Annotated in this window: 23 protein-coding genes; all 23 read right to left on the minus strand. The window is 67.6% G+C overall.

Annotated features, from left to right (window positions below; translation table 11 throughout):
• Nucleotides 1-584, minus strand: a 584-nt coding sequence (locus VD997_12775) for a hypothetical protein (protein HYE62862.1), incomplete at its 3' end; no start/stop codon positions are given.
• Between the two features lie 279 nt (nt 585-863).
• Complete coding sequence (gene flhA, locus VD997_12780) at nt 864-3017, minus strand: flagellar biosynthesis protein FlhA (GenBank protein HYE62863.1); 2154 nt, start codon at nt 3015-3017, stop codon at nt 864-866.
• 138 nt (nt 3018-3155) lie between these two features.
• A complete protein-coding gene (gene flhB / locus VD997_12785) occupies nt 3156-4217 on the minus strand; it encodes a flagellar biosynthesis protein FlhB (GenBank protein HYE62864.1) in 1062 nt (353 codons plus the stop codon).
• Between the two features lie 198 nt (nt 4218-4415).
• Nucleotides 4416-5204 (minus strand): flagellar biosynthetic protein FliR, encoded by a 789-nt coding sequence (locus VD997_12790; protein ID HYE62865.1) that lies wholly within the window; start codon nt 5202-5204, stop codon nt 4416-4418.
• A 159-nt stretch (nt 5205-5363) separates the two neighbouring features.
• Nucleotides 5364-5624, minus strand: a complete 261-nt coding sequence (locus tag VD997_12795) for a flagellar biosynthetic protein FliQ (GenBank protein ID HYE62866.1) — start codon at nt 5622-5624, stop codon at nt 5364-5366.
• A gap of 68 nt (nt 5625-5692) precedes the next feature.
• Nucleotides 5693-7351, minus strand: a complete 1659-nt coding sequence (gene fliP / locus VD997_12800) for a flagellar type III secretion system pore protein FliP (GenBank protein ID HYE62867.1) — start codon at nt 7349-7351, stop codon at nt 5693-5695.
• Between the two features lie 98 nt (nt 7352-7449).
• A complete protein-coding gene (gene fliN / locus VD997_12805; GenBank protein HYE62868.1) occupies nt 7450-7839 on the minus strand; it encodes a flagellar motor switch protein FliN in 390 nt (129 codons plus the stop codon).
• 192 nt (nt 7840-8031) lie between these two features.
• Nucleotides 8032-8574: a hypothetical protein gene (locus VD997_12810; protein HYE62869.1), complete on the minus strand. Its 543-nt coding sequence runs from the start codon at nt 8572-8574 to the stop codon at nt 8032-8034.
• Nucleotides 8575-8689: 115 nt separating this feature from the next.
• A complete protein-coding gene (locus VD997_12815; GenBank protein ID HYE62870.1) occupies nt 8690-9079 on the minus strand; it encodes a hypothetical protein in 390 nt (129 codons plus the stop codon).
• A 100-nt stretch (nt 9080-9179) separates the two neighbouring features.
• On the minus strand, nt 9180-10943 hold the full coding sequence (locus tag VD997_12820) for a flagellar hook-basal body complex protein (protein HYE62871.1): 1764 nt from the start codon (nt 10941-10943) through the stop codon (nt 9180-9182).
• Between the two features lie 101 nt (nt 10944-11044).
• Nucleotides 11045-11530, minus strand: coding sequence for a hypothetical protein (locus tag VD997_12825; protein HYE62872.1), 486 nt, complete (start codon nt 11528-11530; stop codon nt 11045-11047).
• A complete protein-coding gene (locus VD997_12830; protein ID HYE62873.1) occupies nt 11527-11952 on the minus strand; it encodes a flagellar hook capping FlgD N-terminal domain-containing protein in 426 nt (141 codons plus the stop codon). The genes VD997_12825 and VD997_12830 overlap by 4 nt, the downstream gene beginning before the upstream one ends.
• 9 nt (nt 11953-11961) lie before the next feature.
• On the minus strand, nt 11962-13425 hold the full coding sequence (locus VD997_12835; GenBank protein ID HYE62874.1) for a flagellar hook-length control protein FliK: 1464 nt from the start codon (nt 13423-13425) through the stop codon (nt 11962-11964).
• 13 nt (nt 13426-13438) lie between these two features.
• Nucleotides 13439-14203, minus strand: a complete 765-nt coding sequence (locus tag VD997_12840) for a hypothetical protein (protein ID HYE62875.1) — start codon at nt 14201-14203, stop codon at nt 13439-13441.
• On the minus strand, nt 14200-14670 hold the full coding sequence (locus VD997_12845) for a flagellar FliJ family protein (GenBank protein HYE62876.1): 471 nt from the start codon (nt 14668-14670) through the stop codon (nt 14200-14202). Before VD997_12845 ends, VD997_12840 begins: the two co-directional genes overlap by 4 nt.
• 27 nt (nt 14671-14697) lie before the next feature.
• Nucleotides 14698-16074, minus strand: coding sequence for a FliI/YscN family ATPase (locus VD997_12850; GenBank protein ID HYE62877.1), 1377 nt, complete (start codon nt 16072-16074; stop codon nt 14698-14700).
• Entirely contained in the window at nt 16071-16802 is a 732-nt protein-coding gene (locus VD997_12855; GenBank protein ID HYE62878.1) for a FliH/SctL family protein, read from the minus strand. Before VD997_12855 ends, VD997_12850 begins: the two co-directional genes overlap by 4 nt.
• Before the next feature lie 9 nt (nt 16803-16811).
• Nucleotides 16812-17852, minus strand: coding sequence for a flagellar motor switch protein FliG (gene fliG, locus VD997_12860; GenBank protein ID HYE62879.1), 1041 nt, complete (start codon nt 17850-17852; stop codon nt 16812-16814).
• Nucleotides 17853-17867: 15 nt separating this feature from the next.
• Nucleotides 17868-19595, minus strand: coding sequence for a flagellar M-ring protein FliF C-terminal domain-containing protein (locus VD997_12865; GenBank protein ID HYE62880.1), 1728 nt, complete (start codon nt 19593-19595; stop codon nt 17868-17870).
• A gap of 125 nt (nt 19596-19720) precedes the next feature.
• Nucleotides 19721-22234: a phosphoenolpyruvate--protein phosphotransferase gene (gene ptsP, locus VD997_12870; GenBank protein HYE62881.1), complete on the minus strand. Its 2514-nt coding sequence runs from the start codon at nt 22232-22234 to the stop codon at nt 19721-19723.
• Nucleotides 22234-22542, minus strand: coding sequence for a PTS fructose transporter subunit IIB (locus VD997_12875; GenBank protein ID HYE62882.1), 309 nt, complete (start codon nt 22540-22542; stop codon nt 22234-22236). The genes ptsP and VD997_12875 overlap by 1 nt, the downstream gene beginning before the upstream one ends.
• Nucleotides 22543-22595: 53 nt before the next feature.
• Complete coding sequence (locus VD997_12880; GenBank protein ID HYE62883.1) at nt 22596-23672, minus strand: PTS fructose transporter subunit IIC; 1077 nt, start codon at nt 23670-23672, stop codon at nt 22596-22598.
• 93 nt (nt 23673-23765) lie between these two features.
• A complete protein-coding gene (locus VD997_12885) occupies nt 23766-25757 on the minus strand; it encodes a hypothetical protein (protein ID HYE62884.1) in 1992 nt (663 codons plus the stop codon).
• Between the last annotated feature and the right edge of the window lie 7 nt (nt 25758-25764).

The raw sequence follows: 25764 nt of genomic DNA on the forward strand, positions 1-25764 counted from the left end.
GTCGGCTTGGCCTCGAGCTGCTGCGAAGGGCGGGCGCTCGGCGTTGCTGCCGCGGGCTGCGCGGCCGGGGCGTTATAAATGGTCTCGAGCAGCGCGGCCCCCACCTTGGCCGAGTCGGCGGGCGGGGGCGGCGTGGGGTCCGCGGCACTCGCGGTGATGGCGGCCGCGGTGGCGCCGGCCGGTGCGTTCCGGGGCGGGAGCGACATCGAGGTGCGGGAGACGAGGTCCTCCACCTTGACAGGGCGGACCTGCACGGTGGGCGTCTCGCCGAGGGCCGCGGGGGCTTCGACCTTGGTGAAGGCCTCGGCGATGAACTCTTCCGGGGCTGCGCGGCGGGGCGGCTTCTGGGCGGTGGCGGTCGCGCCGGTCGTGGCAGTGCTCTTCGCAGCGGGCTTGAGCGTGGGACCGCGGGCGGACATCGAGTCCGCGGCCGTGACCTCGATGACCTGCTTGCCACCGATGCCCATGACGGCGCCGACCTTGTAGGCCCGCGTGTGCAGGATGACCGCGTCCTTGCCCAGGTCCTTCTTGACCTCGGCGAGGGCTTGGGCCATCGACGGTGCGCGGTAGGTCTTGAGGTTCATGGTCCGTCCGTGGACGCTGCGGGTGAGAGCTCCCTCCTGGAGCCGTGCGCGGGAGTGTACCGCGATCGCGCAGAATCAACCAGAGGCAATCGTGGGTTTTTCGCGGTTCCTGCGCGGGGAGTCTGCGATTGTGGAAAACGTCTCGGATCGCGGAGGGAAGCAGAACACAGAGGGAACAGAGGTGGGAAACGGAGCCACACGGAGAAGGATCATGGATCGGATCCTGTCTTTCACCTCTGTTCCCTCCGTCTCAGCTCTGTGCGCTCTGTGTTCTGCCTTTCAGGCCGCAGCGCCCGCCATCGCCCGCTCGTCCACCGGCGGCGAGACCAGGGCCATCGACTCCACCTCGACGCCGCTCACGACCTCGTTGTAGCCGAGCACCGCCACCGTGGGCAGGTGGGGGTCGAGGAGCTGCTTGACCACCGCCCGCACCGGCGGGCTGGCGATGACGACCGGCGGGTGGCCGGCGGTGATGACCTTCTGCAGCGCGGTGATGACCGCGTCGGCGATGCGCGAGGCGACGCGCGAGGGCATGTTGACCGTGGTGCCCGCGGCCCCGCGGTCGATGTAGGCGTTGATCTGGTCCTCCAGCGCGGGGTCGAGCGTGACGCAGACCATGCGCGGGACGCCGCGCTCGGTGGGCGCGGAGTACTGCTGGCAGATGGTGCGGCGCAGGGCATTCCTGACGTACTCGGTGAGCACCTCGACGTCCCGGGTCTTGCTGCCCCACTCGGCCAGGGTTTCCAGGATCGTCTCGAGGTCGCGGATGGGCACGCGCTCGCGGAGCAGGGCCTGCAGGATCTTCTGCAGCTCGACGGGCTTGACGATCGCCGGCACCGTCTCCTCGATGAGCTTGGGCGCCTTGGCCTTGAGCTGCTCGAGCAGGTTGTTGACCTCGTCGCGCGTCAGCAGCTCGTCGGCGTGCTTGCGCACGATCTCGGTGATGTGCGTCGCCAGCACGCTGGTGGGGTCCACCACCGTGTAGTTCATGGTCTCGGCCCGCATGCGCAAGGCGGGGTCGATCCACCACGCGTCCAGGCCGAAGGCGGGCTCCTTGGTGGCCTCGCCGTCAATCCTGCCGGACGCGATGCCGGAGTCCATGGCCATCAGCTTGCCGGGCTTGGTGACGCCGGTGGCGATGGGGTTGCCGCGGATCTTCACGCGGTACTCCGTCGAGCTCAGCTGCATGTTGTCGCGGATGCGCACGGGCGGCATCACGAGGCCCAGCTCCACAGCCAGCTGGCGGCGGATGGCGGTGATGCGGTCGAGCAGGTCGCCGCCCTGGGCGGTGTCCACCAGCGAAACGAGGGCGTAGCCGACCTCGAGTTCGAGCGTGTCCACCTTGAGCAGCTGCTCCACCGGCGGCGGTTCGGGCTTCTGTGCTGCGGGCGCGGCCGCCTTCTTCTCCTGCTCCACCTTCTTCTGCGTCCGCATCATCATGTACGCGAGCCCGCCGAGGCCGCCCGCGCACGCGAGCAGCGGCAGCGCCGGCAGGGGCGTGAAGGCGAGGGCCGCCAGAAAGCCCGCGGTGATCATGAGGCCCCTGGGCTGGCTGATGACCTGGTCGGCCAGCTCGCTGCCCAGCTCCGCCTTGCTGCCGCTGCGCGTCACGATCAACGCGGACGCGATGGCGATCACGAAGCTGGGGATCTGGGCCGTGAGGCCGTCGCCGATCGTGAGCTTGGTGAACACCTCGGCGGTCTGGCCCGCCTCCCAGCCGCGGGAGATGATGCCCACGCCAAAGCCGCCCGCGACGTTGATGGCGGTGATGATGAGGCCGGCGATGGCGTCGCCACGCACGAACTTGGAGGCGCCGTCCATGGCGCCGAAGAAGTCGGCCTCCTGGCTGACCCGCTCACGCCGCCTGCGGGCCTCCTTCTCGTCGATGTTGCCGGCGTTGAGGTCGGCGTCGATGGCCATCTGCTTGCCGGGCATGGCGTCGAGGGTGAACCGGGCCGCGACCTCGGAGATGCGCGTGGCGCCCTTAGTGATCACCATGAACTGCACGATGACCATGATCAGGAAGATCACGATGCCCACGAAGAGCGAGTCGCCCGCGACGAAGTTGCCGAAGGCCATGATGACGTGGCCCGCGACGGTGGCGGCCTCCTCGGGCGTGCTGGCGTCCGCGGTCAGGATCAGCCGCGTGCTGGCGATGTTGAGCACCAGCCGGAACAGCGTCGTGCCCAGCAGCAGGCTGGGGAACACCGAAAAGTCCAGCGGGTGGCTCATGTAGAGCGTGGTGAGCAGGATGACCAGCGACAGCGCGATGTTGAGCGCGATCAGCACGTCCATCATCACCGGCGGCATCGGCACCAGCAGCACGGCCATCATGGCCACGAACCCCACGGGCACGATGTAGCCGCGGTACTCCTTGATCTTCAGGAGCCAGGCTGGGAAGAGGTTGTTGTTCGTGGCTGTGAGCGCGGCCATGGGTTCTGGTTATCCGGCGCGGAGCGGGGTTTGAAACACAGAGAACACAGAGAGCACAGAGCAAGGCACTTGATTAATCATCCCGTTCATTCGCTTTCTGTTCATTGTTTTGTTCCGTGCGCTCTGTGTTTCCAACTCCTACGCGGCCTTCGATTCCAGCCGGTACACGTACGCCAGCAGCTCCGCAATCGCCTGGTAGAATTCCGGTGAAACTTCCTGGCCGACCTCGACGCCCGCGTACAGGGCCCGCGCCAGTGGCGGGCGCTCGACGATCGGGACCTTGTGGATCATCGCGAGCTGGCGGATCCGCATGGCCATGTGGTCCACACCCTTTGCCACGACGCGCGGGGCCCGCATGGTCTTCTCGTCGTACTGGATCGCGATCGAGTAGTGCGTGGGGTTGGTGACGATCACGTCGGCCTTGGGGACCGCGGCCGCGACGCGCTGCATGGCCATGTCCCGCATGAGCTTCATGCGGCGGCCCTTGACCTGCGGGTCGCCGTCCATGTTGCGGCGCTCGTCCTTGACCTCCTCCTTGGTCATCTTGAGGTCCTGCGTGTGCTGCCACTTCTGGTAGAGGAAGTCCGCCGCTCCGATGACGAGCAGCAGGGCCAGCAGCCAGATCGCGAGCTCGACGACGAGCTTCACCATGAGCGCTACGCCGGTGAACGTGTCCAGCAGCGGCAGGCCCGCGACGACGGCGAGCTTGTTCTTGAGGTAGAGCCACGCGACGGTCGTCACCACCACCAGCTTGAGCACATTCATGCCGGTCTTGGCGAGGTTGCGCCTGGAGAGGAGCCGCCCGAAGCCGGTGATGGGGTTGAGGCGGTCGAACTTGGGCATGAGGGGCTGCGTGGTGAACAGCAGGCCGAACTGCACGATGTGGCTCATGGCCGCGACCACGGCGATCAAGCCGATGACCGGCGTCATCGCAAGCACGGTCTCCCAGGTGATGGTCACGAGCAGCTGGCCCATGTCCCTGGGGTCGAGGTTCCCCCCAGGGTTGGTCAGCACGTTGCGCATGACGGCCGTCATGGCGCGGATGATGGCCCCGCCGAAGATCATGAGCAGGATCACGCCGCCGATGAGGTCGATCGCGGCCGCGAGGTCCTGGCTCTTGGCGACCTGCCCCTTGCCGCGGGCGTCCTCGAGCTTGCGCCCGCTGGGTGCCTCTGTTTTTTCTCCGAGGTCGTCGGCCATGGTGGAGACCTAAAGGCAGAACACAGAGGGACGGTGGGGGACGGAGAGAACAGAGAAGGAATCTGAATAGGAAGACATTGCGTTGTCGCGCTGCGTTCTCTGGAGCTTCTGTTCTTTTCTTTCTGCTTCCATTCCCTGCCTCTCCTCCGTGTGGCTCTGTCCCATCTCTGTGCCCTCTGTGTTCGGCCTTCTCTGGTTCTAGAGCGATGCGACCCAGCCACGGATGTCGGAGAGCACGCGCATAATCTCGTCGCCCACGGCGTCCCTGATCGCGTACAGCGCGAAGGTGAGCATGAGCAGCCCCGCCACAATTTTGATCGCGAAGCCAACGGACAGCACGTTGAGCTGCGGCATCGTCTTGCCCACGACACCCAGCACCACGATGATGAGCAGGATGATGGCGGTGACGGGCGCGGACACGCGGATAGCGAGCTCAAAGCCGCTGCTGAGCGTGCCCACGAAGAGGTCCAGGGGGGTCTGCGAGACCTGGAAGCCGCCGAGCGGCACGTTCTTGAACGAGTCGATGACGCCGCAAAACAGTCTTTCGAGGCCGCCAGCCGCGACGAAGATGCCGGCGCCGATGTAGTAGATGAGCTGGCCGAGGATGTCGGTCTCGAAGTCGGCGTCGGGGTTGTACACCTTGGCCAGCCCCATGCCCATGTTCTGCCCCGCGATGATGCCCGACATCTCGAGCGACAGCAGCGGGATCGCGGCGATGCCGCCGATGGCGACGCCCACGAGGCTCTCGGTTACGATGAGCGGGACGAGGCCGAAGAGGTCGGTAGGCACCTCCGCCATGGTCAGCGACGGCGAGACGATGGGGAAGATGGCCGCGGCCAGCATGAGCACGAGCAGGGCCTTGAAGCGGCGCGGGATCATGATGTTGACCAGCAGCGGGGCCATGACGAACACCCCCGCGAGGCGGAAGGCCACGAGCGTGTACGGCACCACGCGGGCGAGAAGGGGGTTGATGTCTTGCGAGTCCATTGGGAACTAACCACAGAGGCACAGAGACACAGAGAAGACAAGGCAAAGAAAGGCGTGGATTGATACAGAGGCGGCTTGCATGTTCTTCTTTGTCCTGATCCGTCTTTTCCGTCTGCCTTTCTTCTCTGTGCCTCTGTGTCTCTGTGGTTGACTTCCCTCCTAGCTGGTGAGCGAGAAGAGGCTGGCCGCGTACTCGACGAGGCGCTGGGCGATCCATGGGATCAGCACGGCCGCGGCAACGACCATCACGACGATCTTGGGCACGAACGCGAGCGTCTGGTCCTGCACGCTCGTGACCGACTGGAGCAGCGAGATGATCAGGCCCACCACGATGCCCGCGAGCAGGATGGGCGCGGCGATCTTCAGCGTGATGATCAACGCGGTGCGGACGAGTTCGACTGAGGATTCGTCGTAGTGCATGGGAGAGAGCGAACAATGAAAAACGAGAACCGAAATGAGGAGAGCGCGGCCGTCGTCGCTTGGGTCTGCTAGCCACTCCCTGTCTGTGCGAAGCTGTGCATCAGCCCCCCCACTACCAGCGTCCAGCCGTCCACCAGCACGAACAGCAGCAGCTTGAAGGGCAGCGAGATGAGCACGGGCGGGAGCATCATCATGCTCATGGCGATGAGCATGGTGGAGATGACCATGTCGATGACGAGGAACGGCAGGTAGATGCGGAAGCCCATCAGGAACGCGGTCTTGAGCTCGCTGAGCATGTACGCGGGCACGAGCGAGATCATGTCCACGTCGGCGCGGCTGAGCTTCTCGGGCTCGCTGGTGTCCACGCCGCGGTACTCGAGGATCATGTAGAGGCTCGACCAGTTGCCGGTCGCCTCGATCTGGTTGAACATGAAGTCGCGGAGCGGCTGCTTGGCCTTGTTCCACAGCTCGTCGTAGTCCTTGATCTCGCCCTGGCGGTAGGGCACGATCGCCTCGGCGTTGATGCGGTCGAGCGTGGGCGCCATGACCAGCAGCGTCATGAAGAGGGCCAGCGCGGTCGTGACCTGCGGGGGCGGGACGCTCTGCGTGCCCATCGCCTGCCGCAGCAGCCCCAGCACGATCAGGATGCGCACGAAGCACGTGCACATCAGCATGATCGAGGGCGCGAGCGCGACGACCGTCAGGACGACGAGGATGTTGAGCGCCGTCGAGAGGCCGGGCTTCTCGCCGTCGCTGCTGCTGGTGTTGCCGCCGGGCAGGACGCGCGCGGCGGAGTCGATCATCTGGAGCGGGTTCAGCGCGTCCGTCGCGGTCGTGGTTGGCAGCGAAAGCAGCGGCCCGGCGGGCGGGTTGACCGTGGGGTTCGTGACAGGCTGCACAGACGCCGGTGCGGCGTCGACCGGCGGGCCGACCTGGGCGGGCGCTGCGAGCGCGAACGCAGCTGTGGCGAGCGCGACGGCCAGCGTGCGGAGCCTCATCGCGCCCCCCCCCGCCGCGGGCGTGCGCATCGTCTGGAGGCGCGAGCGGATCGCGCTGGGCTGGCGCTGCGTCGCATGCGGGCGCGCAGTGCTGGCGATGGCGGAAGCCGTCGGCTCGTCGGTGATCTCGACCCCAGCGGGCTCTTCGAGCGCGGCCGCTGCGGCCCGGTCGGAGGCCGAGAGCATGCCCTGGAACTTGCGGGCGAGCGTGTCGCCCTCCTCGTCGCGCACCTTGAGCAGGATCGACGCAACGTCCTCGGCGTCGGTGACCTCTGTGAGCGTGGTCATCGTCGTACCGCCAAGCTTGCCGCCACGCCCCTGGCACAGCAGCAGCACGCGCCGGTCCATCTTCAGCAGGATCAGCGTGCTGCCGCGCCCTACCGGGTAGCGGCCAAGGACTTCGAGGATCCCGGACGGCGCCCGCCCCCCCGCGCCCAGCGCGGCCATGAGCCCCCCACTGCGACGCGAGACAAGCCGCACGGTGACGCCGAGCACGACGATCAGCGCAACAACCCCCGCGAGGGAGACAACGGTCTGCACTGTCGAGGCCGAGATGGAGGGCTCAGAGTTGCCGAGCGGCGCGGCCTCGGTCTTCTGCTTGGCTGCGGGGGCGAGGGGCTTGGACTCCGGCGAATCGGCGAGGGTGGCGGATGCGAGCACGAGGGCGACTGACGCGCCGAGCACCCGCACGAAGCGGCACGACCCGAAGACAGACCGTGCCCGTTCCACCTCGGGCGCTCTGCTGCGTGATTTCGTCTCCGCACGGGCCATCCTGGCGCTCGCGAGTAGTTTGGGCAGCTCCGCTGCCTTGCAGTTTCAGGGTGTGATCAGCCGGCCTTGGCCGCGGGTTGCGGGGCCTCAGCGGCCGGCGCGACAATCTCGTTGATTCGCACGCAGAAGTTATCGTTGAGGACGAGCACCTCGCCCCGCGCGACGTGGCGATCGTTGACGTAGACGTCCACCGGGTCGCCGGCGAGCTTGTCGAGCTCGACGACGGCGCCCTCGGAGAGCCGCAGCACGTCCTCGACCAGCATCCGCGTGCGGCCCAGCTCGATCTTGACGTTGAGGTTCACGTCCGACAGCAGGTCGATCGCCTTGGGCGCGGGTGTGGACGCGGGCGTCGAAAAACTGGGGAGCGGCAGCGGCGCAGGTGCGCCCGCATCAGCTGCGGTCGGCGGTGCTCCGGGAGCGGGCATCGAAGGATCAGACTCGGCCATCCTGGCCTCCTGACAAAGACCCGCACCGCGCCGGCACGACATCCTGTCGATACGGCGTGGGGCGTTGTGGCTCCACCATCGGATATTGCGCGGCCCCCCCGGTACTTTTCGGCAGCGTCTGCGCGTGGTCCCATAAGCACGCGCAAGGCCTGCGCGCCTGTACAGGGGAGTCGCTACCTCGGCGGCGCGGCGCTATTCGGTCGGGAAGCCCTTGCACTTCGGGATGACCAGCTTCTCCAGCCGGTCGCGACCCTCGGTGTCCTTCCCGAGGATCTGGTTCATGTACGCGGTGATCTGGCGGTTGATGGTCTGGAGGTCCGATTCCTTGAGTTGGCTGTGCGGGGCGCGCCGGAAGATCATGGCAATGCCCTCCTGCACCTCGGCCTTTCGGCGCTCCAGTTCCTTCTCGACAACCTCCTTGTTGCGGACCCGGACCTTGAGCACAATCGAGGTGTCCCACACCCAGACCCGGCCGGTCTGCATGTTCTGGAACTTCTCGTCGATGAGCGGCACCTCGACGGTCGCTTCGAGATCTTCCTTCTCCTCGCCCTCCAGGGCCTTGGCCTCGGCAACCTGGGGCTGCTTGCTGGTGGCGCTCACGAACACGAACACCCCTACCGCCTCCGCGATCATGAGCGCGCCGACCACGCCCATGGTCTTGATGGGCAAGCCCTTCTTGGGGGCCTCCGGCGCGGGCTCACCCTCGGGCTTCTTCTTTTCGTCCTTGTCGGCCACGCGACTACCTCCCGGCGCGCTGAGGGCGCCCGAGTCCACATCGGCTGGAAAAGGTCAGGGGTGAAGCGAGCGCGGGTATCGGGCGTGGTGGTCTGCCGGAATAAACGGATCGCGCTCAGGCGGCCTTGGCGGGCGGCAGTTCCTGCGCCATGGTGCGGGCGTCCGCGGCCGCGCGGCGTCGCCGCCCCGTAGCCGCCGCGGACACCGCAACAACGGACATGATGATCCACAGTGCCGCCGCGCCCGCGGCCCAAGGGTCCAGGAGCAGCGAGGAGGGCACGAAACCCAGCAGGATGGCGAGCGAGCCCGCCGCGCCGACAGCTGCGATGGCGTGCTTGGCCCCGGCGCCCACCTCGCGCAATGCCAGGCGCAGCAGGTGGTCCACCCGCAGGTGCGCCGCGGTCCACAGCGCGGCCACTACCAGTACGGCCGCGAGGGCCAGCATGGCCGCGAACAGGGCCAGGTCGTTGATGGTCTGGTCGGCGACGGTCATCACAAGATTCATCGGCCAATCTCCTCCGGCGGGGCGTGTGCCGGAGTGTGATCGGACGTTCCCGGGTGCCGCTTGAGCGGGCCCCAGCGTCTTCAGGGCTGGTGGCCAGTTCTTACCGGCCCAGCGTCATGAGCTGCTGCATGAGGTCGTCGGCGGTGCGGATGACACGCGAGGACGCCGAGTAGCCCGTGGACGACAAAATCAGCTTGATGAACTCCTCGCCAAGATCGACGTTGGAGAGCTCGAGGGCGCCGCCGATGACGCTGCCGGCGCTGAACTCGCCCGCCGCCGTGATCACGGGGTTCCCCGAGTTCGCGCCGACGGTGAACATGCTGTTGCCGGCGTCCACCATGCCCTCAGGGTTGGCGAACGTGGCGATCGCGACCTGGCCGAGGGTGCGGGTCAGGCCGTTGGTGAAAGCGCCGGTGATGATGCCATCAGCGCCCACCGCGTACGCCGAGAGCGTGCCGATGGGGGCGCCGTCGCGGGCGGTCGCGGCGAGCGTCGAACGGCTGTCGCTGAGCGAGGTCACGCCGTTGCTGCCGTCGTTGCCGGTGAAGCTGAGGCTGATGGAGAGCGGGGAGTCGGCGCCTGAGCCGTCGCGGTCGATCGCGATACCGAGCGGCAGCGGGTTGAGGGGCTGGCCGTTGCTGTCGAAGGAAACGGTGCCGGAGCCGACCTGCAACGCGATGTCGCTGTCGTCCACGGACTCGACCGAGTAGCGCCAGGTCGTGCCGTTTACGCCCCGGGACTCGAGCGTGAGCGTGAGGTCTACCTCGACCGGTGAGCCGAGCGAGTCGAAGGCGACGAAGGTCGTTCGCACGCTCTCGCCATCCGCGGCCACTGCCTTCGCAGAGGCGAAGGGCGAGCGCAGGAACGTGCCTGCTCCGTTGGTGATCCGGAGGTCGGCGACGTCGATCACCAGATCGTTCGCCGTGCCGGTGTTGCCGATGATCGAGATCTCGCCCGTGACGCCGTTGATGTCCACGCCGGGCATCGAACCGTCGGGGTTGGCGCCGGCATTGAGGTCGATGCCAAGGGCTTCCGCGAGGAACGTGTTCAGGTCGTCGATCGTGGTGGTCGCGGTCACGGCGAAGCTGGCGGTAGGCAGCTGCTTCCCGCCCTTTTCAGCCCCCTTGATCTCGAACCGCTGACCGGCGGTGAAGAGGGGCGTGTCGGAACCGAGCAGTGTCGGGTCCTCGATATCGACGAGGCGGGTGGTGCGGTCGATGATGTCGGGCGCGGTGGGCGCGGGATTCGCGGTGGTGATCGCCCGCAGGGCGTTGCTGCCCGTGCCTGTCAGGTTGATGCGGGCCCCTTGAGTGGGGAGCAAACCGTCGGAGTTGAGGTTGCCGGAGAACTTCACGTTGCGCGTGGCCTCGGCGAGGGTCATCGAGCCCAGCGGTACGTTCAGGTCGATCAGCTGCCCGGGGATGATGTTGAAGTTGGCATCAACGCCGAAGCCCTGCAGACGGTTGCCCGCGAGGTCAACAAGGTCATTGTTCTGGTTGGCCCGGAACGCACCGGCACGCGTGAAGACCTGCGAAGGCCCGCGGTTCATCACGAAGAACCCCGCGCCGTCGATCGCCAGGTCGCGGGCGTCACCTGTCGCGGAAATAGCCCCGCCCGTCATGTTGCGCTGCGTGCCGCCGGCCTGGACGCCGTAGCCGATCTGGAACGGGTTACTGCCGCCACGAGCCTCGGAGGGCGCGGAGCCCGCCGTCATGTTGCGGCTGAACATCGTGGAGAAGAGCATGCGGCTGCTCTTGTACGAGGTCGTGTTGACGTTGGCGATGTTGTTGCCGATGACGTCGATGTTCCGCGAGTTGGCGGTCATCCCTGAGAGGCCGGTGAACAGGGCGGTGGTCGAAGCCATGGTCCTGGTTCCTTCGCGTGCACAAATCGCGACGGTGAATCGCTAAGGGAGGGCCTCCATGCCCGGAACATCGGCGGCGTCCTTGCCGCGTGACTGGTATCTCAGGCCCTTGGCGGCGTCCTGCCACCAAGAATCCTGAGCAGAGAAGCATTCATGCTGTTGGCTGTGAGCGTTGGCACCTGGTTCGGCACCTCACCCGCATCGGGCGCGACGGTGACCACGGCGTCCACGCCGTTGAGCACCCTGGTGGCTGATGTATCGGCCTTGCCGGTGATGGTCCGCAGGCCGACGTCCATCTGCAGCACCATGCCGTCGATGAGCACCAGGGCCTTGCTCGCTCCCGCGGCCTCGGCGCGGTCGGCCGCGGCGGCGAGGCGGTTGAGCTGAGAGGGTGTCAGGTCGATGCCGGCATGACGGGAGACGCGGATCGGCAGATCGCTGGAAACGCCACCAGTGCTCGCTTTGTCGAGCATGTCCTGGAACGATGGCCCCTCGATAAGGCGTGGCGTGGCACTGGCAGGGTCGGCTCCGACGGGGCGGATCCCCGAGCCGAGCGCCCGCAGGAGTGCCGTGGGATCATTCGTCACTCGCCACCCCCACTGCTGGCGGTCTGCTTGATCTCGTCGAGGTAGCCCACCGGGATGCGCTCGCCGGACTTAAGGATCAGCATCGTGCCGTCCTGGGTGCGGGCGACGGACTTCACCTCCCCGGTCACACGCTCGAAGTTCTCATCCACGCCGCTGACCGTCTTCCCAACCAGCATCGCCGCGGAGGCGAACTCATTCTGCTGCACCAGCCGGCCCAGGTCGTTCGACAGGTCCATGTCGGACTGGATGGACCGCACGGCCGAGATCTGCTGCAGCAGCGCGTTCGTGTCGTTTGGCGCGAGCGGGTCCTGCTTCGTCAGCTCGGTCAGGATGAGCTTGAAGAAGTCGCCGGAGGACAGGTTGCTCAGGCCCCCTGCTCCGCCGCTGCTCTGTGCGCTGGTGAGTGCGTCGATGGCGCTCATGGTTCTTCCTCAGGCCACGGCGTCGAGGTGAAGGCGGTAGACACCGCCCTGCTCGAGCGCAAAGGACACTTCAACGGCGGCTGCGGGCCAGGGCTCGTGCACCTGGATGTCGCCCTGTCGCCCCTGCCCGCGGCCTTCACCGGTGTGCGCCTCCGCGCCGCCGCCGGTGTGCCGGCCCGTGTGTTCGCCGGTGGCTTGCTCCCCGGTGTGATCGGGCTGCTTGTCCGCCGCGTCCTGCGACGGTGCGCCGCTCGGCGGCGCCACGATGTCGATGCGTTCCACGCTCAGACCCCGCGCTTCCAGCGCGGCCCGGAGAGAATGCTGTGCGTCGGTGAGCAACTGCCGTGCCGTCTCGCTGGACGCTTCCAGCTTGGCGGTAACCTCCCCCTGCTCCATGCTGACCTCGATCTTGAGCGAGCCCAGGTGCGCGGGTTTCAAGTTGATGGTCACGGTGCCCTCACCCTGCTTGAGCGCCATGGCAAGGCCCTTCGCGGCCTGCGGGATAAACGCATGCTGGACGACGCTCTGCTTGAGTGCCGGGGCCTGCGCGGTGAGCCGGTTGAGAGCGGCCTGTTTGGCGGCGGTTGCGGGGAGGGTGCCGAAGGGGCCTACGCCCTGTGCCGTACTGCCTCGCGCGGCGGTTGTAGCGCGCTGGTTCTGCGGCGTGCTCTGCGCGGCTTGCGCCGCGGTGGCTGCGGCGTTCGCTTGCGAGTGAGTTGCTGGGAGGGCCTGCATGTTGTCCGATGGCCCCGGCCCCGGTTTACTCGCGTGGTGGTCGCTGTACCGCGGCCTCGATTCCGCCTCCGGCGCCGTAGGCTGGGGCTCGCCATCCGCTTCGGGGATGACGGGCTGATCCTGGGCAACTGGGCTCGCCGCCAGCTGAGCTGATGACCGAACGGCCCGGCGATCGATCGCTCCTTCCGCCGGCGCCGGCTGCGGGTGCGGCTGCTCGCTCTGAGGGGCGGCACCGACGGCGCTCGTCGCGGTTGAGGAGACTTGAGGAGCAGCATGCTGAGCTGCAGCGTTTTCAGCCGCGTCCTTCCCCGCCGCTTCGGTGACGGGCGCAACGCTCGGCTGCAGCGGCGCGGCGGCGGGGACCGGAGTGGCCAGCTCGGTGGTCGCAGCAGTAGCGATTGAGGAGGAATGCCGCGACGGCTCAGCCGTCTCCACGACAGCCAGTTGTCCCGAGGTGGCGTCCTCGCGCGATTCCTGCACTTCCTGCCTGGTATCAGCAGGTTGCTGCGCGTCCTCGGGCCGTTCCTGCGCATCGCGCTCAAGTTGTTCGCTCGTCGATGCTCGTGACTGCCGTTGCACGGCCTCAGGCGCGTGCACTGGCAGTTCCGCGCCCTTCACACCAAGGTTGAGCCCCGCCATGAGCGCCGCGAACGGGTTCGCTGGCCTCGCGCGTGGCCTCTGCACGGGCGCGTCGGTCGGCAGGAACGTATTGACCGGGGCAGGGCTGACCTTGGGCATCGTTGAGCGGGCCTCACGGCACGCGGGCGAACTCGCCGCGTTTCCGGAGTCGCTCAAGCAAGTCGGCTGCCAGCTTCGGGTCGGTCTTCGTCAGGGACTCCATGATCTTGGCCCGCTGCTTGTCGCCCATCGCATCCAGGTACTCCACCACAGCACCGATCTGCTGCTCATTGGGACCGGCCGGTGCCGGCTGTGGTGCTTCGGCCCCGTTCGCGACGGGCACCATGGTCAGCTCTGGCGGGGGCGCGGCCGGCTCCAGCATCTGGAGCAACAGCGTGACAGCCTGCTGCGGCTTGGCGCTCGTGAGGATTTTCAAGGTCTTTTGGAACTGTGCATCGCTGGTCCCGGCGTTCAGGCTGGCCACCACCTGATCGAACTGCTTCTTCTCGGCCTCGAACGCCGCGCGCTCGTCGCGGAGCCGCTGACCCTCGGCGGCGAGCTGCATCTGGAGGTCCGCCACCTCGCGCTTGAGCCGCTCGATGCGCTGGCGGTCGATTTCGGTCGCTTCAATGCGGGCCTGGAGCTTTTCCGCCGCGGTGAGCGGTGGCCGGCCTGCGCGTGCCTCAGCCTCTGCTTTCGCGTTCGCGGCTTCCTGCTCCTTAGCGGCCTGCTCCAGCTCCGATCGCTCCAGCGAGATTGGCTTAGCGATCACCTCTCGCACGGCACGCACGCGGTCCATGCTCAGGCGGTCGGACTTCGCGAGCCAGCCGACAAAGCTCATTAGCGCGACAAGGTTGGCGACCGCGAGCACCGACAGCACGGTCCACAGCGACTTCATAACGGCTCCTCGGTGCGGCTCGCCCGCACCACATTCAGCTCATCGAGCGCGGCCTCCTCGCGCTTGCGCTGCTCCAGTTTCCACTCCTCGTGTCGCCGCTCCTTCAGCATCTCGACGCCCTTGCGGCGGGTGGTGGCCTGGAGGAGCAGCAGGCGGGCCGCGTCGATCTTCTTGTGCACGCCCGCGAGCTGGAGGACTGCCCGCTGCGCCATCGTGACCAGCCGCAGCGAGGCGCCGGCCTGGAATCGCACGCCGCGGAAGTCGAGCGTTGCGGAACGGGCCTGAGTGGCCGCGAGCTGTTCCCGCAGCTCGTCGCGCTCGCTGGTGAGGTCGCGCTGGTAAGTGCGGATGAGGTCCTCAAGCTGCTGCCGCTCGCGCTCGAGCACGGCTACCGCCAGCTGCCGCTCGCGTTCTTCCGCGAGCCGCTGCTTCAGCACGGCCTCAAGCTCAAAGACGAATCGCGGCATGGTTCAGCTCTGGTTGAAGAGTCACGTTCACCGTTTGGCCTTCGTGGCGCGGGCGAGCGCGTCGGAACTGTCCTTCGAAATGCGGAGCATGGTGGCGAGCGACTTCTCGAAGGGCGTGGCGTCGTCGCCGCCCTGGCGCAGCACGTCGTTGATGGTGCGGTTGAGATCGATTGCGACGTCGGCCTCGGGATTGCTGCCGCGGGCATAGGCGCCGATCTGCACAAGATCCTCCACGTCTCGGTAGGTTGCGAGCAGGCGCGACCACTGGCGGCGCGCGGCCGCGTGCTCGGCCGACACGACGTCGTTCTGCACGCGACTAACGGAGTCGAGCACGTCGATTGCCGGATAGTGCGACTTTTGGGCGAGCTTACGCGACAAGATGATGTGGCCGTCGAGGATACCGCGGGCCGCGTCGGCGATGGGCTCGGTCATGTCGTCGCCTTCGACGAGGATGGTGTAGAGCCCGGTGATCGAGCCCGCCTTGCCGCTGCCCGGAGCGACCTCGAGCGCCCCCGCCCGCTCCAGCAGCAGCGCCATGTTGGCGAACACGCTGGGCGTGTAGCCCTTGGTCGCCGGCGGCTCGCCCACGCTCAGCCCCACTTGGCGCTGCGCCTGAGCGAAGCGGGTGATGGAGTCCATCATCAGGAGCACGTCCAGCCCGCGGGCGCGGAAGTACTCGGCCGCGGTGCACGCGAGCTTCGCGGCCCGGAGTCGCAGCAGCGGCGACTCGTCGCTGGTCGCGACGACAACGACTGACCGCGCCAGCCCATCGGGCCCGAGGCTGTGCTCGATGAAGTCCTTCACCTCGCGCCCACGCTCACCGATAAGGGCAATGACGTTGACATCCGCGCTGGTGCGTCTGGCGATGGTGCCCAGCAGGGTGGACTTGCCCACACCCGGACCAGCAAACAAGCCCATGCGCTGCCCGCGCCCGAGCGTCGTCATCAGGTCGATCGCCCGCACGCCGGTGTACAGCGGCTGGTTGATGCGGCGGCGGCGAAGGGCCTTGATCGGCTCCGGGCTGATGGGCAGGTGCACGCAGTCGGCGATGCCGCCCTTCTCGTCGATCGGTCGCGCCAGCCCGTCGACCACTCGCCCCAGCAGTCGCGGGCCGACGGGGGCGGTCTGCGTCACCTCCTCGCACGTCACACGGTCGCCGGGGCGGATGCCGGTGGTCTGCCCCAGCAGCATCAGGATCGCGTGCTCGCGTGTGAAGCCCACGACTTCCGCGTAGCTCGCTCGACCATTGTTCGAAGCACCAGACTCGATCGAGACGAGCGAGCCGATCGGAACCGGCAGGTCATCAACCAGCACCGTCAGCCCACGAAGCGCAGCGACCGTGCCGACCACTCCGAGCGGCTGCACGCGCGTCAGTGCGTCAAAGGCTGTCGCGAACGCGGTCAAGCCTGACCTCCTGCGTGAATCGCGCCACCTTCACCGCCGCTTGGGAGCAGCGCCCGCGCAATGCGGTCCAGCTGCGTCGGGATCGACGCGTCGATCCGCCCCCCGCCGCTCGTGGTACCCGCGCACGACCCTCGAGCCAGCGCCGGATCGATTCTCAGGTCAACATGCTGCGCCGCCGGGTACCGCGCCATCAAGTCCGGAAGAACCTCCCGGGCGAGCACCTCATCCTCGGTGCTGATGGTGACCGTGAGTCGCGTCGGCTTCGCAAACAGCGACAGCACGCTCTCCAGCTGTGAAGCCACGACCTGCGGATCCGTCTCGATCTTCCGGCGCGTCACGCGCTCGCCCAGCATGACGGCCAGCCGCACCAGGTCTTCGCGTGCCTCGAGCAGCATGCGGTCCCGTTCCGCCTCGAACTGCGCCAGCGCAGCCCCCCAGCCCGCCGCCAGCGTGTCGAGCTGGTGCCGTCGCTCGGCGACTGCAGCGTCGTAGCCCTTCTTGCGGCCCTCCTCCAGCCCCCTCGCCAGCCCCTCGGCATGCCCCTGCCGGATGCCCTCCTCCTTCGCGCTCGCGAGCAGCCTCTGACGTTCCTGCTGCGCCCGCGCGAGGATCGCCTCCGCCTCCTTCAACGCGTGGGCCCGCACCTGCTCGCCCTGACGCGTGAGGTCACCCAGGTCGAGAACGATGGCATCCTGCACCACGCGGTCGGCCAAGGATTGACGGATCACGGCCATGGGTTAGACCAGCTGCTCCGCGTCGCCGCCGCGGCCTTCGATGACCACGTCGCCCGACTCTTCCAGACGCCGCACGATGTCCACGATCCGCTGCTGCGCCGTCTCCACGTCGCTGACCCGCACCGGGCCCATGTACTCCATGTCCTCCTTGATGAGGGCCGCGGCGCGCTCCGACATGTTCTTGAAGATCTTGGTCTGTAGCTCGCTGCTGGCGGTCTTGAGGGCCAGCGACAGCTCGCTGTTGTCGACCTCCTTGAGCACCGCCTGGATGCCCTTGTCGTTGACCTTCAGCACGTCCTCGAACACGAACATCAGTCGGCGGATCTGCTCGACAAGGTCCGGGTCCTCGGCCTCCAGCCCCTCCATGATGCTCTTCTCGGTCGAGCGGTCGGCGAGGTTGAGGATCTCGGCAACGGTGTCGACGCCGCCCGCCTTCTCCATGCTCTGCACCAGCATGCTGGAGAGGCGCGACTCCAGGCCCTTCTCCACCTCGCGGATGACCTCCGGGTTGGTCTGCTCCATGTTCGCAACCCGCTTGATCACCTCGATCTGCTTCTGCATGGGCAGGCCGACCAGGATCTCCGCGGCCTTGTGGTGCGGCAGGTGGCACACGATCAGCGCGATCGTCTGCGGGTGCTCGTCCTGGATGAACGTCATCAGGTTCTCGCTCTCGGCCCTCTGCAGGAACGAGAACGGCGTCTTCTGCACCTGGGTCTGGATCTGCCCCAGCATCCGCTCGGCGCTCTTGCTGTCCAGCGAGTTGGCCAGCAGCTGCCGGGCGTAATCGAGGCTGCCCTCGTTGGCGTACTGGCTCGCAACGGTGATGTTGTAGAACTCCTCCACCACCTCGGCCTGCAGCGACTGCGGCACGCGACCCAGGCTCGCCAGCTCGCGCGTGACCTCCTCCACCCCCTGCGGCGGAAGCTGCTTCAGCACGCTCGAGGCCCGCTCCGGACCGATTGCCAGCATCAGGATCGCGGCCTTTGTGAGGCCTTCCAGCTCGGCGGCTTTCGCGGGCAGTTTCTCGTGCGGGCGGCGCGGCATCGTCGTTCCTCGCTCTCAATCTTCCACGTTGATCCAGCGGTTGAGCATCTTGGCCGCGGACTGCGGGTTCTCCTGCACCATCTGGCTCACGGTCTGCAGAAGCTGCTGGCTCTGCATCTGGTCGTCGCCGACCTCAATGCCCTCCATCGCCATCTCGCCCTCCGCGGCCTCGCCGATAATGTCGGCCTGAGCATCCAGCGTGGGCGGCAGCCCGACGAGCTCCTCGGCGCTCGGGATGTCCGTCTTGCGCCCGGCCTTCTTGACCATCACGACCATCATGCCCAGTGCGAAGACGCCCAGCAGCCCGAGCACGCCCTTCTCGATCAGCCCCCCTGGAACGCCGAGCACGTTGCGACCACCGCCGCCAGAACCGCTCGCCAGCGACCCGAGCAGCCCCGCCTGCTGCGGGCCCGGCTCACCCCTGGGCATATCGGGGATGAGTGACACGCTGATGGATTGGTCGACCAGCGCGTCGATTGCCTTCGGGTCCGCCTTGGCATTGGCCGCGACCGTCATCGCGCGCACCTGCGGCCGGATCATGTTGCGGATGACCGATTGGAGGTCCTTGAACTCGTCTTCGATCTGCTGCTTGCTGGCGGCGGCCTCCGCCCCGCCCGCGGCCGGCTGCACCAGGCCAGCAACGAACCGGCGCGGCACGTTCACCGACACGGCGACCATGGTCGGGTGCCCTTTCGGATCGATCACCGACTCGGTCGAAACGCCCGCGCGCGTCTCATTCTCCACCGTGGTCTCGGTGCTCGCCGTGCGCGAGCCCCCGCCCAGGCCGCGGTTGATATCGGCCTGCACGTTCGACGCCGGGCCCGGCTCGCCCCCCGGCGCCGCGTCCTGCGACGTCGTCTCGACCGCGGTCTCCTTCTTGGTCAGCACCACGCTGCCCTGGTCCTCGGGCAGGTACTTCTGCGTCTGGGTCGTTACCTTGGTGACGTCCACCTGCGCCGTGACCGCCACGATCACATCAGGGATGAACGCGAGAAGGCCCATGACCTTCTCCTGCGTCTGACTCTCCACCTTCGCGGCGTGCTCCAGGTAGCTGGACGCCATTGCATCCTCGTCGGTCGTTACCTTCCGCTGCCGACCGGTGCTGCCGTCGATCACCTTCACGCGGCTGACGTCCAGCCCCGCCCGCGAGCCCGCAATGAAACTCGCCACCGCGTCCACCATCGACTGCGGCATCGCCTCGCCAGTGTCAGTCCACACCGTCGCGCTCGCAGTCGGGCGCCGCACCGCCGCGCCCAGCCCCACCGCCTCGGGCACATCGATGAGCACCTTCGCGTGGTCCACGCCCTTGAAGCTGCCGATAGTGAGCGCCAGCTCGTTCATCAGGGCATTCAGAAAGTTCATCTCGTTCTGCTGGCGCGAGTTGGTCCAGCTGTTCTTCTCGATCAGCGTCTCGAAGAGCAGCTGCTTGTCCCGCGGCATCTGCCCCGTCTGCGCCAGCACCGCCCGGGCCTTCACCTGGTCCGCCGAGCGCACCATCAGCTTGCCGCTTTTGGGCACCACCTCAAACCCGGCGCTCACAAGCGCGACCTTCGCCTGCTCGACCTCCTGTGCGCTCGCCGTCGGCAGCAGGTCCACGAGGTCCGGCTTGCCCGTCCACTGCGCGACGACCAGCATCACCGTGACCAGCAGCAGGGCCACGCTCGCCATTGCCAGCTTATGGCTGGGGCTCAGTTTTTTGAGCTGCTCGGCGACACTCGCCAGGATGCGGCGAACCTGGTCCATCGGGCCTCCTGCCTGTCGTCGGCGCAATCCTTGCGCCGCGGACGTGCGCACCAGCGCACATCCGGCGGCTTACTTCGGCCGGGTAGCGCGGGTAGCTTGAGGTTTGAGGGTCTGGACGTTGCGGGTCAGAGGCCGAGCGCCGCGCTCAGGGCTGCGTGTAGCTCGCCCGGGGTCCGGGCGGCGGTGATCGAGTCGCGGAACTCTTCGTGCATCAGCTTGCGGGCGAGCTTGGCGAAAACCTTCATGTGGGCGCCCGTCGTGTCCGCGGCCGGGACGGTCAGAAGCATGACGACCGAAACCGGCTGACCGTCGCTCGACTCCCACTCGACCGGGCTCGCGAGTTTCAGCACCACCAGGCTCGCCGCTGTGACACTCTCGGTCCGGCAGTGCGGCACCGCGAAGCCATAGCCAAGTCCGGTTGAGTACTCGCCCTCGCGGGCCCACACCGCGGCCTCGACGACGTCCGATCCGTCGGTGCGGGCGTGCACGTAAAGGTGATCCACGGCCGCGCGGATCGCCTCTTCCTTGGTCGATGCCCTAACTCCTACCGCGATCAGCTCCTCCGAGACAACCGCAGCGGCGCCGGGGCCCCGCCACTCGCCCGCGCCCAGAAGTGACGCGACCTGGGCCGAGTCCTCGCAGTTGCAGGCCCTCGCCAACAGCTCACGGCAACGCCCCGCGTCCGCTTCCCGCACCACCAGCTTGATCTTGCCGATCTCACCCGGCGCCGCGCTGACCTCATCGACACCAAGCCCCAGCAGCACCGGGATGTTCGCCGGGTCGCCGCCCATCTCCCCGCACACGCCGACCCATGTCCCGGCGGCGCGGGCGCCCTCGACAATCGTCCTCAGCAGCCGCAGAAACGCGGGATGCCGCACGTCGTGCAACGCTGCGACACGACGGTTGCCGCGGTCCACCGCAAAGGTGTACTGCGCCAGGTCGTTGGTCCCGATGCTGACAAAGTCCACATGCCGGCAGAGCTGGTCCATGACCGTTGCCAAGGCCGGCACCTCGACCATTACACCGACGGCGACGCTCGCTCCGAACGCCTGGCCCCGCGCCTCGAGCGAGCGCTTCGCCTCCTCGACCATGACCCTGAACACCGCGGCCTCCGCCGGCGTTGAGATCATCGGCGCCATCACCTTCACCGGCCCCAGCACCGACACCCTCAGCACGGCCCGCAACTGCGACTGGATCAGCCCCTGGTGCGACGAATACAGCCGGAACCCGCGCTCGCCGAGGAACGGATTGTCCTCAGCCGGGAGCTTCATGTACGGCGCCGGCTTGTCGCCCCCGATGTCCAGCGTGCGGATGATCACCGGCCGCCCTCCGGCCGCCCGCACCACGGCCGCATACTGCTCGAACTGCTCGTCTTCCGATGGCGGCGTATCGCGTTCCAGGAAAAGCAGCTCAGTGCGGAGCAGCCCAACGCCATCCGCCCCGCCAGCCGCCGCCCGCTCTACCTCCGCCAGGCCGGACGCATTGCAGCCCACCTCGAGAGCCACGCCATCGCGAGTTACGGCCCTACCGCCAACGAGCGGCAGGAGCCGACGTGCACGCGCGTGTTCGGCATGCTGGGCGGCGTCGTACCACCTCGCCACCGGTGGCGTTGGCTCCACCAACGCAACGCCGCGCGTGCCGTCCACGATCACCGCCCAGCCCTCGCGCGCCTCGTGCACCGGGGCATCGATAATGGTGGGCACACCCATCGATCGGGCCAGAATAATGGTGTGGGACGTCGCCCCCACCGGCCCCAGCACCAGCCCCTGCAGCTTTGAACGCTCAAACGCCATGAGCTGGCTGGGCGTCAGCACATCGGCGAACACGACGCTCGGTCCGCGCAGCGTCACCTCGCACCCCATGCACTGCTTCCCACCCAATCGCGTGAGCAGCTGCATCGCTACATCCTGCACGTCCACCACGCGGTCGCGGATGTACGCGCTCGTCGCGCCGGAGAGCCGCTGGCAGAAGCCCCCGGCCGCGGCACTTACCGCCTGCACCGCCGTCGCACCCCGGCGCACCTGCGCCTCCATCTCCGCGAGCATCGCCGGGTCCGCCGCCATGCTCGCGTGTGCACTCAGCAACTCGCGCTCGAGCCCCGCCGCGGTTAGGGCCCGGCGCGAGAGTTCATCCCGCAGGCCCGCCGTCGCGAGCCGCAGCCTTGCCAGCTCCTCCTCCGCCGAGCCCGCCCGCGCGGAGGCCTGCTCCGGCGTGAGCGTCAAGCCCGACACGATGACCGCATCGCCGCGCCCAATCCCCCCCGAGACCCCGCGCCCGCGCAGCACGCGCGGGTGCAGGCGGGCAAGGCTCACCGGCAGCGATACCGTGTCCGTCTCCGCGTGGGCGATCGCCTCGCTCCCGGCCTCATCCTCCTGCCTCAGCCGCTGCTCGATCAGCTCGACCAGAGCCACGCGGCATGCGGCCGCGTCATCGCCCTCGATCTCGATGACGCACTCGTCATCCAGCTTGATGTCCAGCCCCACGAGCGAAAGCACGCTGCGAAGGTCTGCGCTCTCGCCCGTGCCCTTTCGCAGCACGACCGCGGACGTGAACGCCCGCGCCGCCTCCGCCAGCATGCTCGCCGGGCGGGCGTGCAGCCCGTTCTTGAGCGTGCAGCTGAATCGGTACTCGACGCGCATCAGCCGACCGTCACCCCGGCCTTGCTGAGCACGCCCTTGGGGTTCTTGATCGCCTCCGACACGCTCACCTGCAGCGTCTTCTTGCCGTCGAAGCGCTCACGCTTCTCGACCTCGATGTCGACCGCGAAGATCGCCACGTCGGCGTCGGCGATATCCTTCTTGGACAACTCGTCCTCGATCCCCATCGCCCCCTGCGTCTCCACGAGGATGCTGTGGCCCGCGGCCTTCGCCGTCTTCTGCAGCTGCTCCGCCGCCATGTACGTGTGCGCGATCCCGGTGGGGCAGGCTGTCACGGCCACAATCTTCATACGAATCCTCCTCCACCAACGGTACCCCGATGCTCCACCTTCAGGCGAGGGGCTCAGGATGCAGCCGGCTCCTGCTTCCGCGACATCATCTTGACTACGTTGATCGCGACTGCGGTCACGAGCGTGCCGGCGACGATCGCCACGATGTACATCAGCTTGTTGTCGACGACCGGCAGCACGATCGGCCCGCCGTGCGGCGCATTGTCACCGACGTGGGCCAGCATCGCCGTCGTGCTCGCCACCATCGATCCCAACATGATGCAGGGAATCACCCGCAGCGGGTCCGACGCCGCGAAGGGGATCGCGCCCTCGGTGATTCCGATCATGCCCATGCCGACCGCGGCATAGCCGGACTCGCGCTGCTCTTCCGTCCACAGTCGTCGCCCGATGATGGTCGCCAGCCCCATTCCCAGGGGCGGCGTGCAGATGGCCGCGGCAACCGGCCCCATTACGTAGATATTCCCCTCCGCGATCAGCCCTGACGCGAAGAAGAACGCCGCCTTGTTCACGGGGCCGCCCATGTCAAAGGCAATCATCGCGCCCAGCAGCATCGCGAGCAGCACGGCGTTCCCGCCCTGCATCTCACGCAGTTCGGTGGACAGGAAGCCCATGAGTTCTACGAGCGGCGGGCCGAGCACGCTCATCATGAGCCCGCACACGATCACCGACGACACAATCGGGATCACCAGGATCGGCATGATCGGCTTGATGAACTTGTGCGTGGGCACCTTCTTGATGCCCTGCACCAGGTACCCGGCCAGCAGGCCTGCGAGGATCGCGCCCAGGAACCCCGCGGGTGCATCCTTCACGCCCTCCTGCGGGAAGAATATCAGCAGGTTCAGGTCGTTGCACACGAACCCGCCGATCGCTCCCGCCACCAGCCCTGGCTTGCCGGCGATTGAGTACGCGATGTACGCGCCAAGTATCGCGAGCATCAGCTTGAAGCTGACCACCCCCACCTTCAGCATGAACATGAGGGCGGGCACGCTCGACGGGTCGGGCGCGTTGTTGGCCCCCTTCGGTGCGAACGCCAGGGCCGCGGCGATCAGGATGCCGCCGCATGCCACAAACGGAATCGCGTACGACACACCCGTGAGCAGGTGCTGACGGAGCTGTTTCAGCCGTTCCATTCAGTCGAGTTCCTCGCGCGCGGCCCGTTGGAAGGCCGGCCGGCCGATCTTACAGGAAAACCGACGGCACACTCGCTACCCCGGAACGAGGTCTCACCACAGCGCCACGGAGCAGCGCAGCGCCCCGTCCCTCCGCTGGCTCTCCCCGGTTCGGATCGGGACGACCGGTACCGCGGGCCCCAGCGCCCGTGTGACCACCTGTTGCGCCGCCTCGTCCACTGACCGGAACAGCCCCCCGTAGGCCGGCATGAGGTACGCGTTAGGGGTGTGCAGCCCGTTCACCGGGTTGATGCTGCGGTCACCCTGCCCGATCCCGGGGACCGGGACCACCTGCCAACCGAGGTTCCGAAGAGAGGCCCGCAGCAATGTGCGATCCTCGTTCCTTCGCGAGAGCGATTGGTAATACACCCGCAGGTTCGCGTCCTGCACGCCCTCCAGGCCCTTTGCGTCCATGCTGTACAGCAGGTCGAGCGCCGCCATCAGCCGGTGCAGGTTCCCCACGCCCGAATCGCTGATTCCGTCCTTGAACCGCGCCGCGAATGGCAGCGGGAACTTCCCGGGTGCGACGGCCGCGGGGGCGAGCACCGACCACACCATCCCGCACCCCTCTGCGAACCGCCCGACCGCGATGTGGCTCATAGCGGTTGCGGCCGCGGCGCTGTCAACCAGGCCGATCCCCACAAGCACCCGGAGGCCCGCCTCAACCACCAGACGCGCACCCGCGCCAGTGTCCAGCACGAACGCGGTGACCCGCCCATCGTGCACGCGGCAGCTCACCTCGTAGTCGATGTGGATGCTGGCCGCGGGGAGGACGACACCCTTCTCGCACCCCATCTCGGCGCAGAGCGCCGCGATAGCCTGCCCGCGCGTCAGACCAAGCGTCTGGTTCCGGCACACCTCGGCCTCACCGATGAGCAGCACGCGCCGGCCGGGGGCCTCGCGCACAGTGAGCAGATTGCCCCCCTGGAATAGCAGCGGCGAGTGCCCGACCCGCAGCCCGGCATGAGCCCACCCGCGCGCGGCGTACGTGTCACCCGGCACGTATAGCGATATCTCCTCGCCACGCGTCGCGTACCGCGGAATCAGCACCGCCGGCCCGGAGGCGTCATGCCCCCCTTTGGCGTTGTCCTGGGCCCACTGCGAGATCGCGAAGGGGTGCGACAGAAGCGTGAGCCGGTCGCGCTGTTCGGGCGTCCATCCAGCCACCGCGCCCCGCAGTTCGGGAACATGCCGGTCCTCGATGCTCGCGATGACACGGGTCGATGGCAGCGCTGCGAGCACCTGCTGCAGTACATCGATTGACCCGCCGTCACCGGGCCCGATCCAGTATCCGCCTCGGGAGAGCTGGATACGCGCGATGCCGGCCGATCCACTCCCGCCATCGTCGCTGCTCTTAAAACCGTGCACCGTCGGACGGTAGTGGAACGCCACGTCCTTCAGCACGCGCGCCCAGCGGCCCGGGGGCTCAGTGATGACCTTTGAGACCAACCACCCAGGGATCTCGGTGCTGTCGCCCTCCGGCGAACCGCTGATCGTGAAGTGCCGGAGCAGGTCCGTAGGGAACCCGGCACGTGCAAGCGCCGCCCCTGCAGCCCCAGCCGACGCCCGCGCAATCTCCGGCATTGCGGCGAGCGCTCTCGCCGCCGTCACCAGCAACCCGTCGCGCGCCAGCCCGGCCGCCACAAGCCGTGACGCTTCCGACTCAGACTTCGGTGAGCGCTCGAGCGGTACGTCTCCCTCCAGCACCCGCGGCACAAACCCCCGTGCCGGTGCCGACTTGATCGGCCCCTCCGGGAACTCCCCATCGGGGCACTCGACATGCTGCACCGGCAGGTCAGCCCGCTCGGCGCCCGGCTTCCACACCTCATGCTCGGTCGCGCCCGGCCGGTCGCTCACCACCAGCCGGAACTTCTCCTGGAACGAGAGCTGGATGATCCGCCCTGCAACGCGCCGCAGGAACGCCTCGGGCAGCCCCAGGGCCCCCACCGTCGCGGCACCCAGCGCCTGCGCCCGCAGGTTCGCCAGCACCTGCGCCTCGGCGGACTCGAATGTCAGTGTGCCTTTGACCGGCCCGCGGGCCTGCATGCCCATT

Source organism: Phycisphaerales bacterium (assembly GCA_035627955.1).
GTDB lineage: Bacteria > Planctomycetota > Phycisphaerae > Phycisphaerales > UBA1924 > JAEYTB01.

Coding starts and splice junctions, on each gene's coding strand:
- flhA (HYE62863.1), bottom strand. CDS start 3,017: ATGGCCGCGCTCACAGCCACGAACAACAACCTCTTCCCAGCCTGGCTC.
- flhB (HYE62864.1), bottom strand. CDS start 4,217: ATGGCCGACGACCTCGGAGAAAAAACAGAGGCACCCAGCGGGCGCAAG.
- VD997_12790 (HYE62865.1), bottom strand. CDS start 5,204: ATGGACTCGCAAGACATCAACCCCCTTCTCGCCCGCGTGGTGCCGTAC.
- VD997_12795 (HYE62866.1), bottom strand. CDS start 5,624: ATGCACTACGACGAATCCTCAGTCGAACTCGTCCGCACCGCGTTGATC.
- fliN (HYE62868.1), bottom strand. CDS start 7,839: ATGGCCGAGTCTGATCCTTCGATGCCCGCTCCCGGAGCACCGCCGACC.
- VD997_12815 (HYE62870.1), bottom strand. CDS start 9,079: ATGAATCTTGTGATGACCGTCGCCGACCAGACCATCAACGACCTGGCC.
- VD997_12820 (HYE62871.1), bottom strand. CDS start 10,943: ATGGCTTCGACCACCGCCCTGTTCACCGGCCTCTCAGGGATGACCGCC.
- VD997_12830 (HYE62873.1), bottom strand. CDS start 11,952: ATGAGCGCCATCGACGCACTCACCAGCGCACAGAGCAGCGGCGGAGCA.
- VD997_12835 (HYE62874.1), bottom strand. CDS start 13,425: ATGCCCAAGGTCAGCCCTGCCCCGGTCAATACGTTCCTGCCGACCGAC.
- VD997_12840 (HYE62875.1), bottom strand. CDS start 14,203: ATGAAGTCGCTGTGGACCGTGCTGTCGGTGCTCGCGGTCGCCAACCTT.
- VD997_12845 (HYE62876.1), bottom strand. CDS start 14,670: ATGCCGCGATTCGTCTTTGAGCTTGAGGCCGTGCTGAAGCAGCGGCTC.
- fliG (HYE62879.1), bottom strand. CDS start 17,852: ATGCCGCGCCGCCCGCACGAGAAACTGCCCGCGAAAGCCGCCGAGCTG.
- VD997_12865 (HYE62880.1), bottom strand. CDS start 19,595: ATGGACCAGGTTCGCCGCATCCTGGCGAGTGTCGCCGAGCAGCTCAAA.
- ptsP (HYE62881.1), bottom strand. CDS start 22,234: ATGCGCGTCGAGTACCGATTCAGCTGCACGCTCAAGAACGGGCTGCAC.
- VD997_12875 (HYE62882.1), bottom strand. CDS start 22,542: ATGAAGATTGTGGCCGTGACAGCCTGCCCCACCGGGATCGCGCACACG.
- VD997_12880 (HYE62883.1), bottom strand. CDS start 23,672: ATGGAACGGCTGAAACAGCTCCGTCAGCACCTGCTCACGGGTGTGTCG.
- VD997_12885 (HYE62884.1), bottom strand. CDS start 25,757: ATGCAGGCCCGCGGGCCGGTCAAAGGCACACTGACATTCGAGTCCGCC.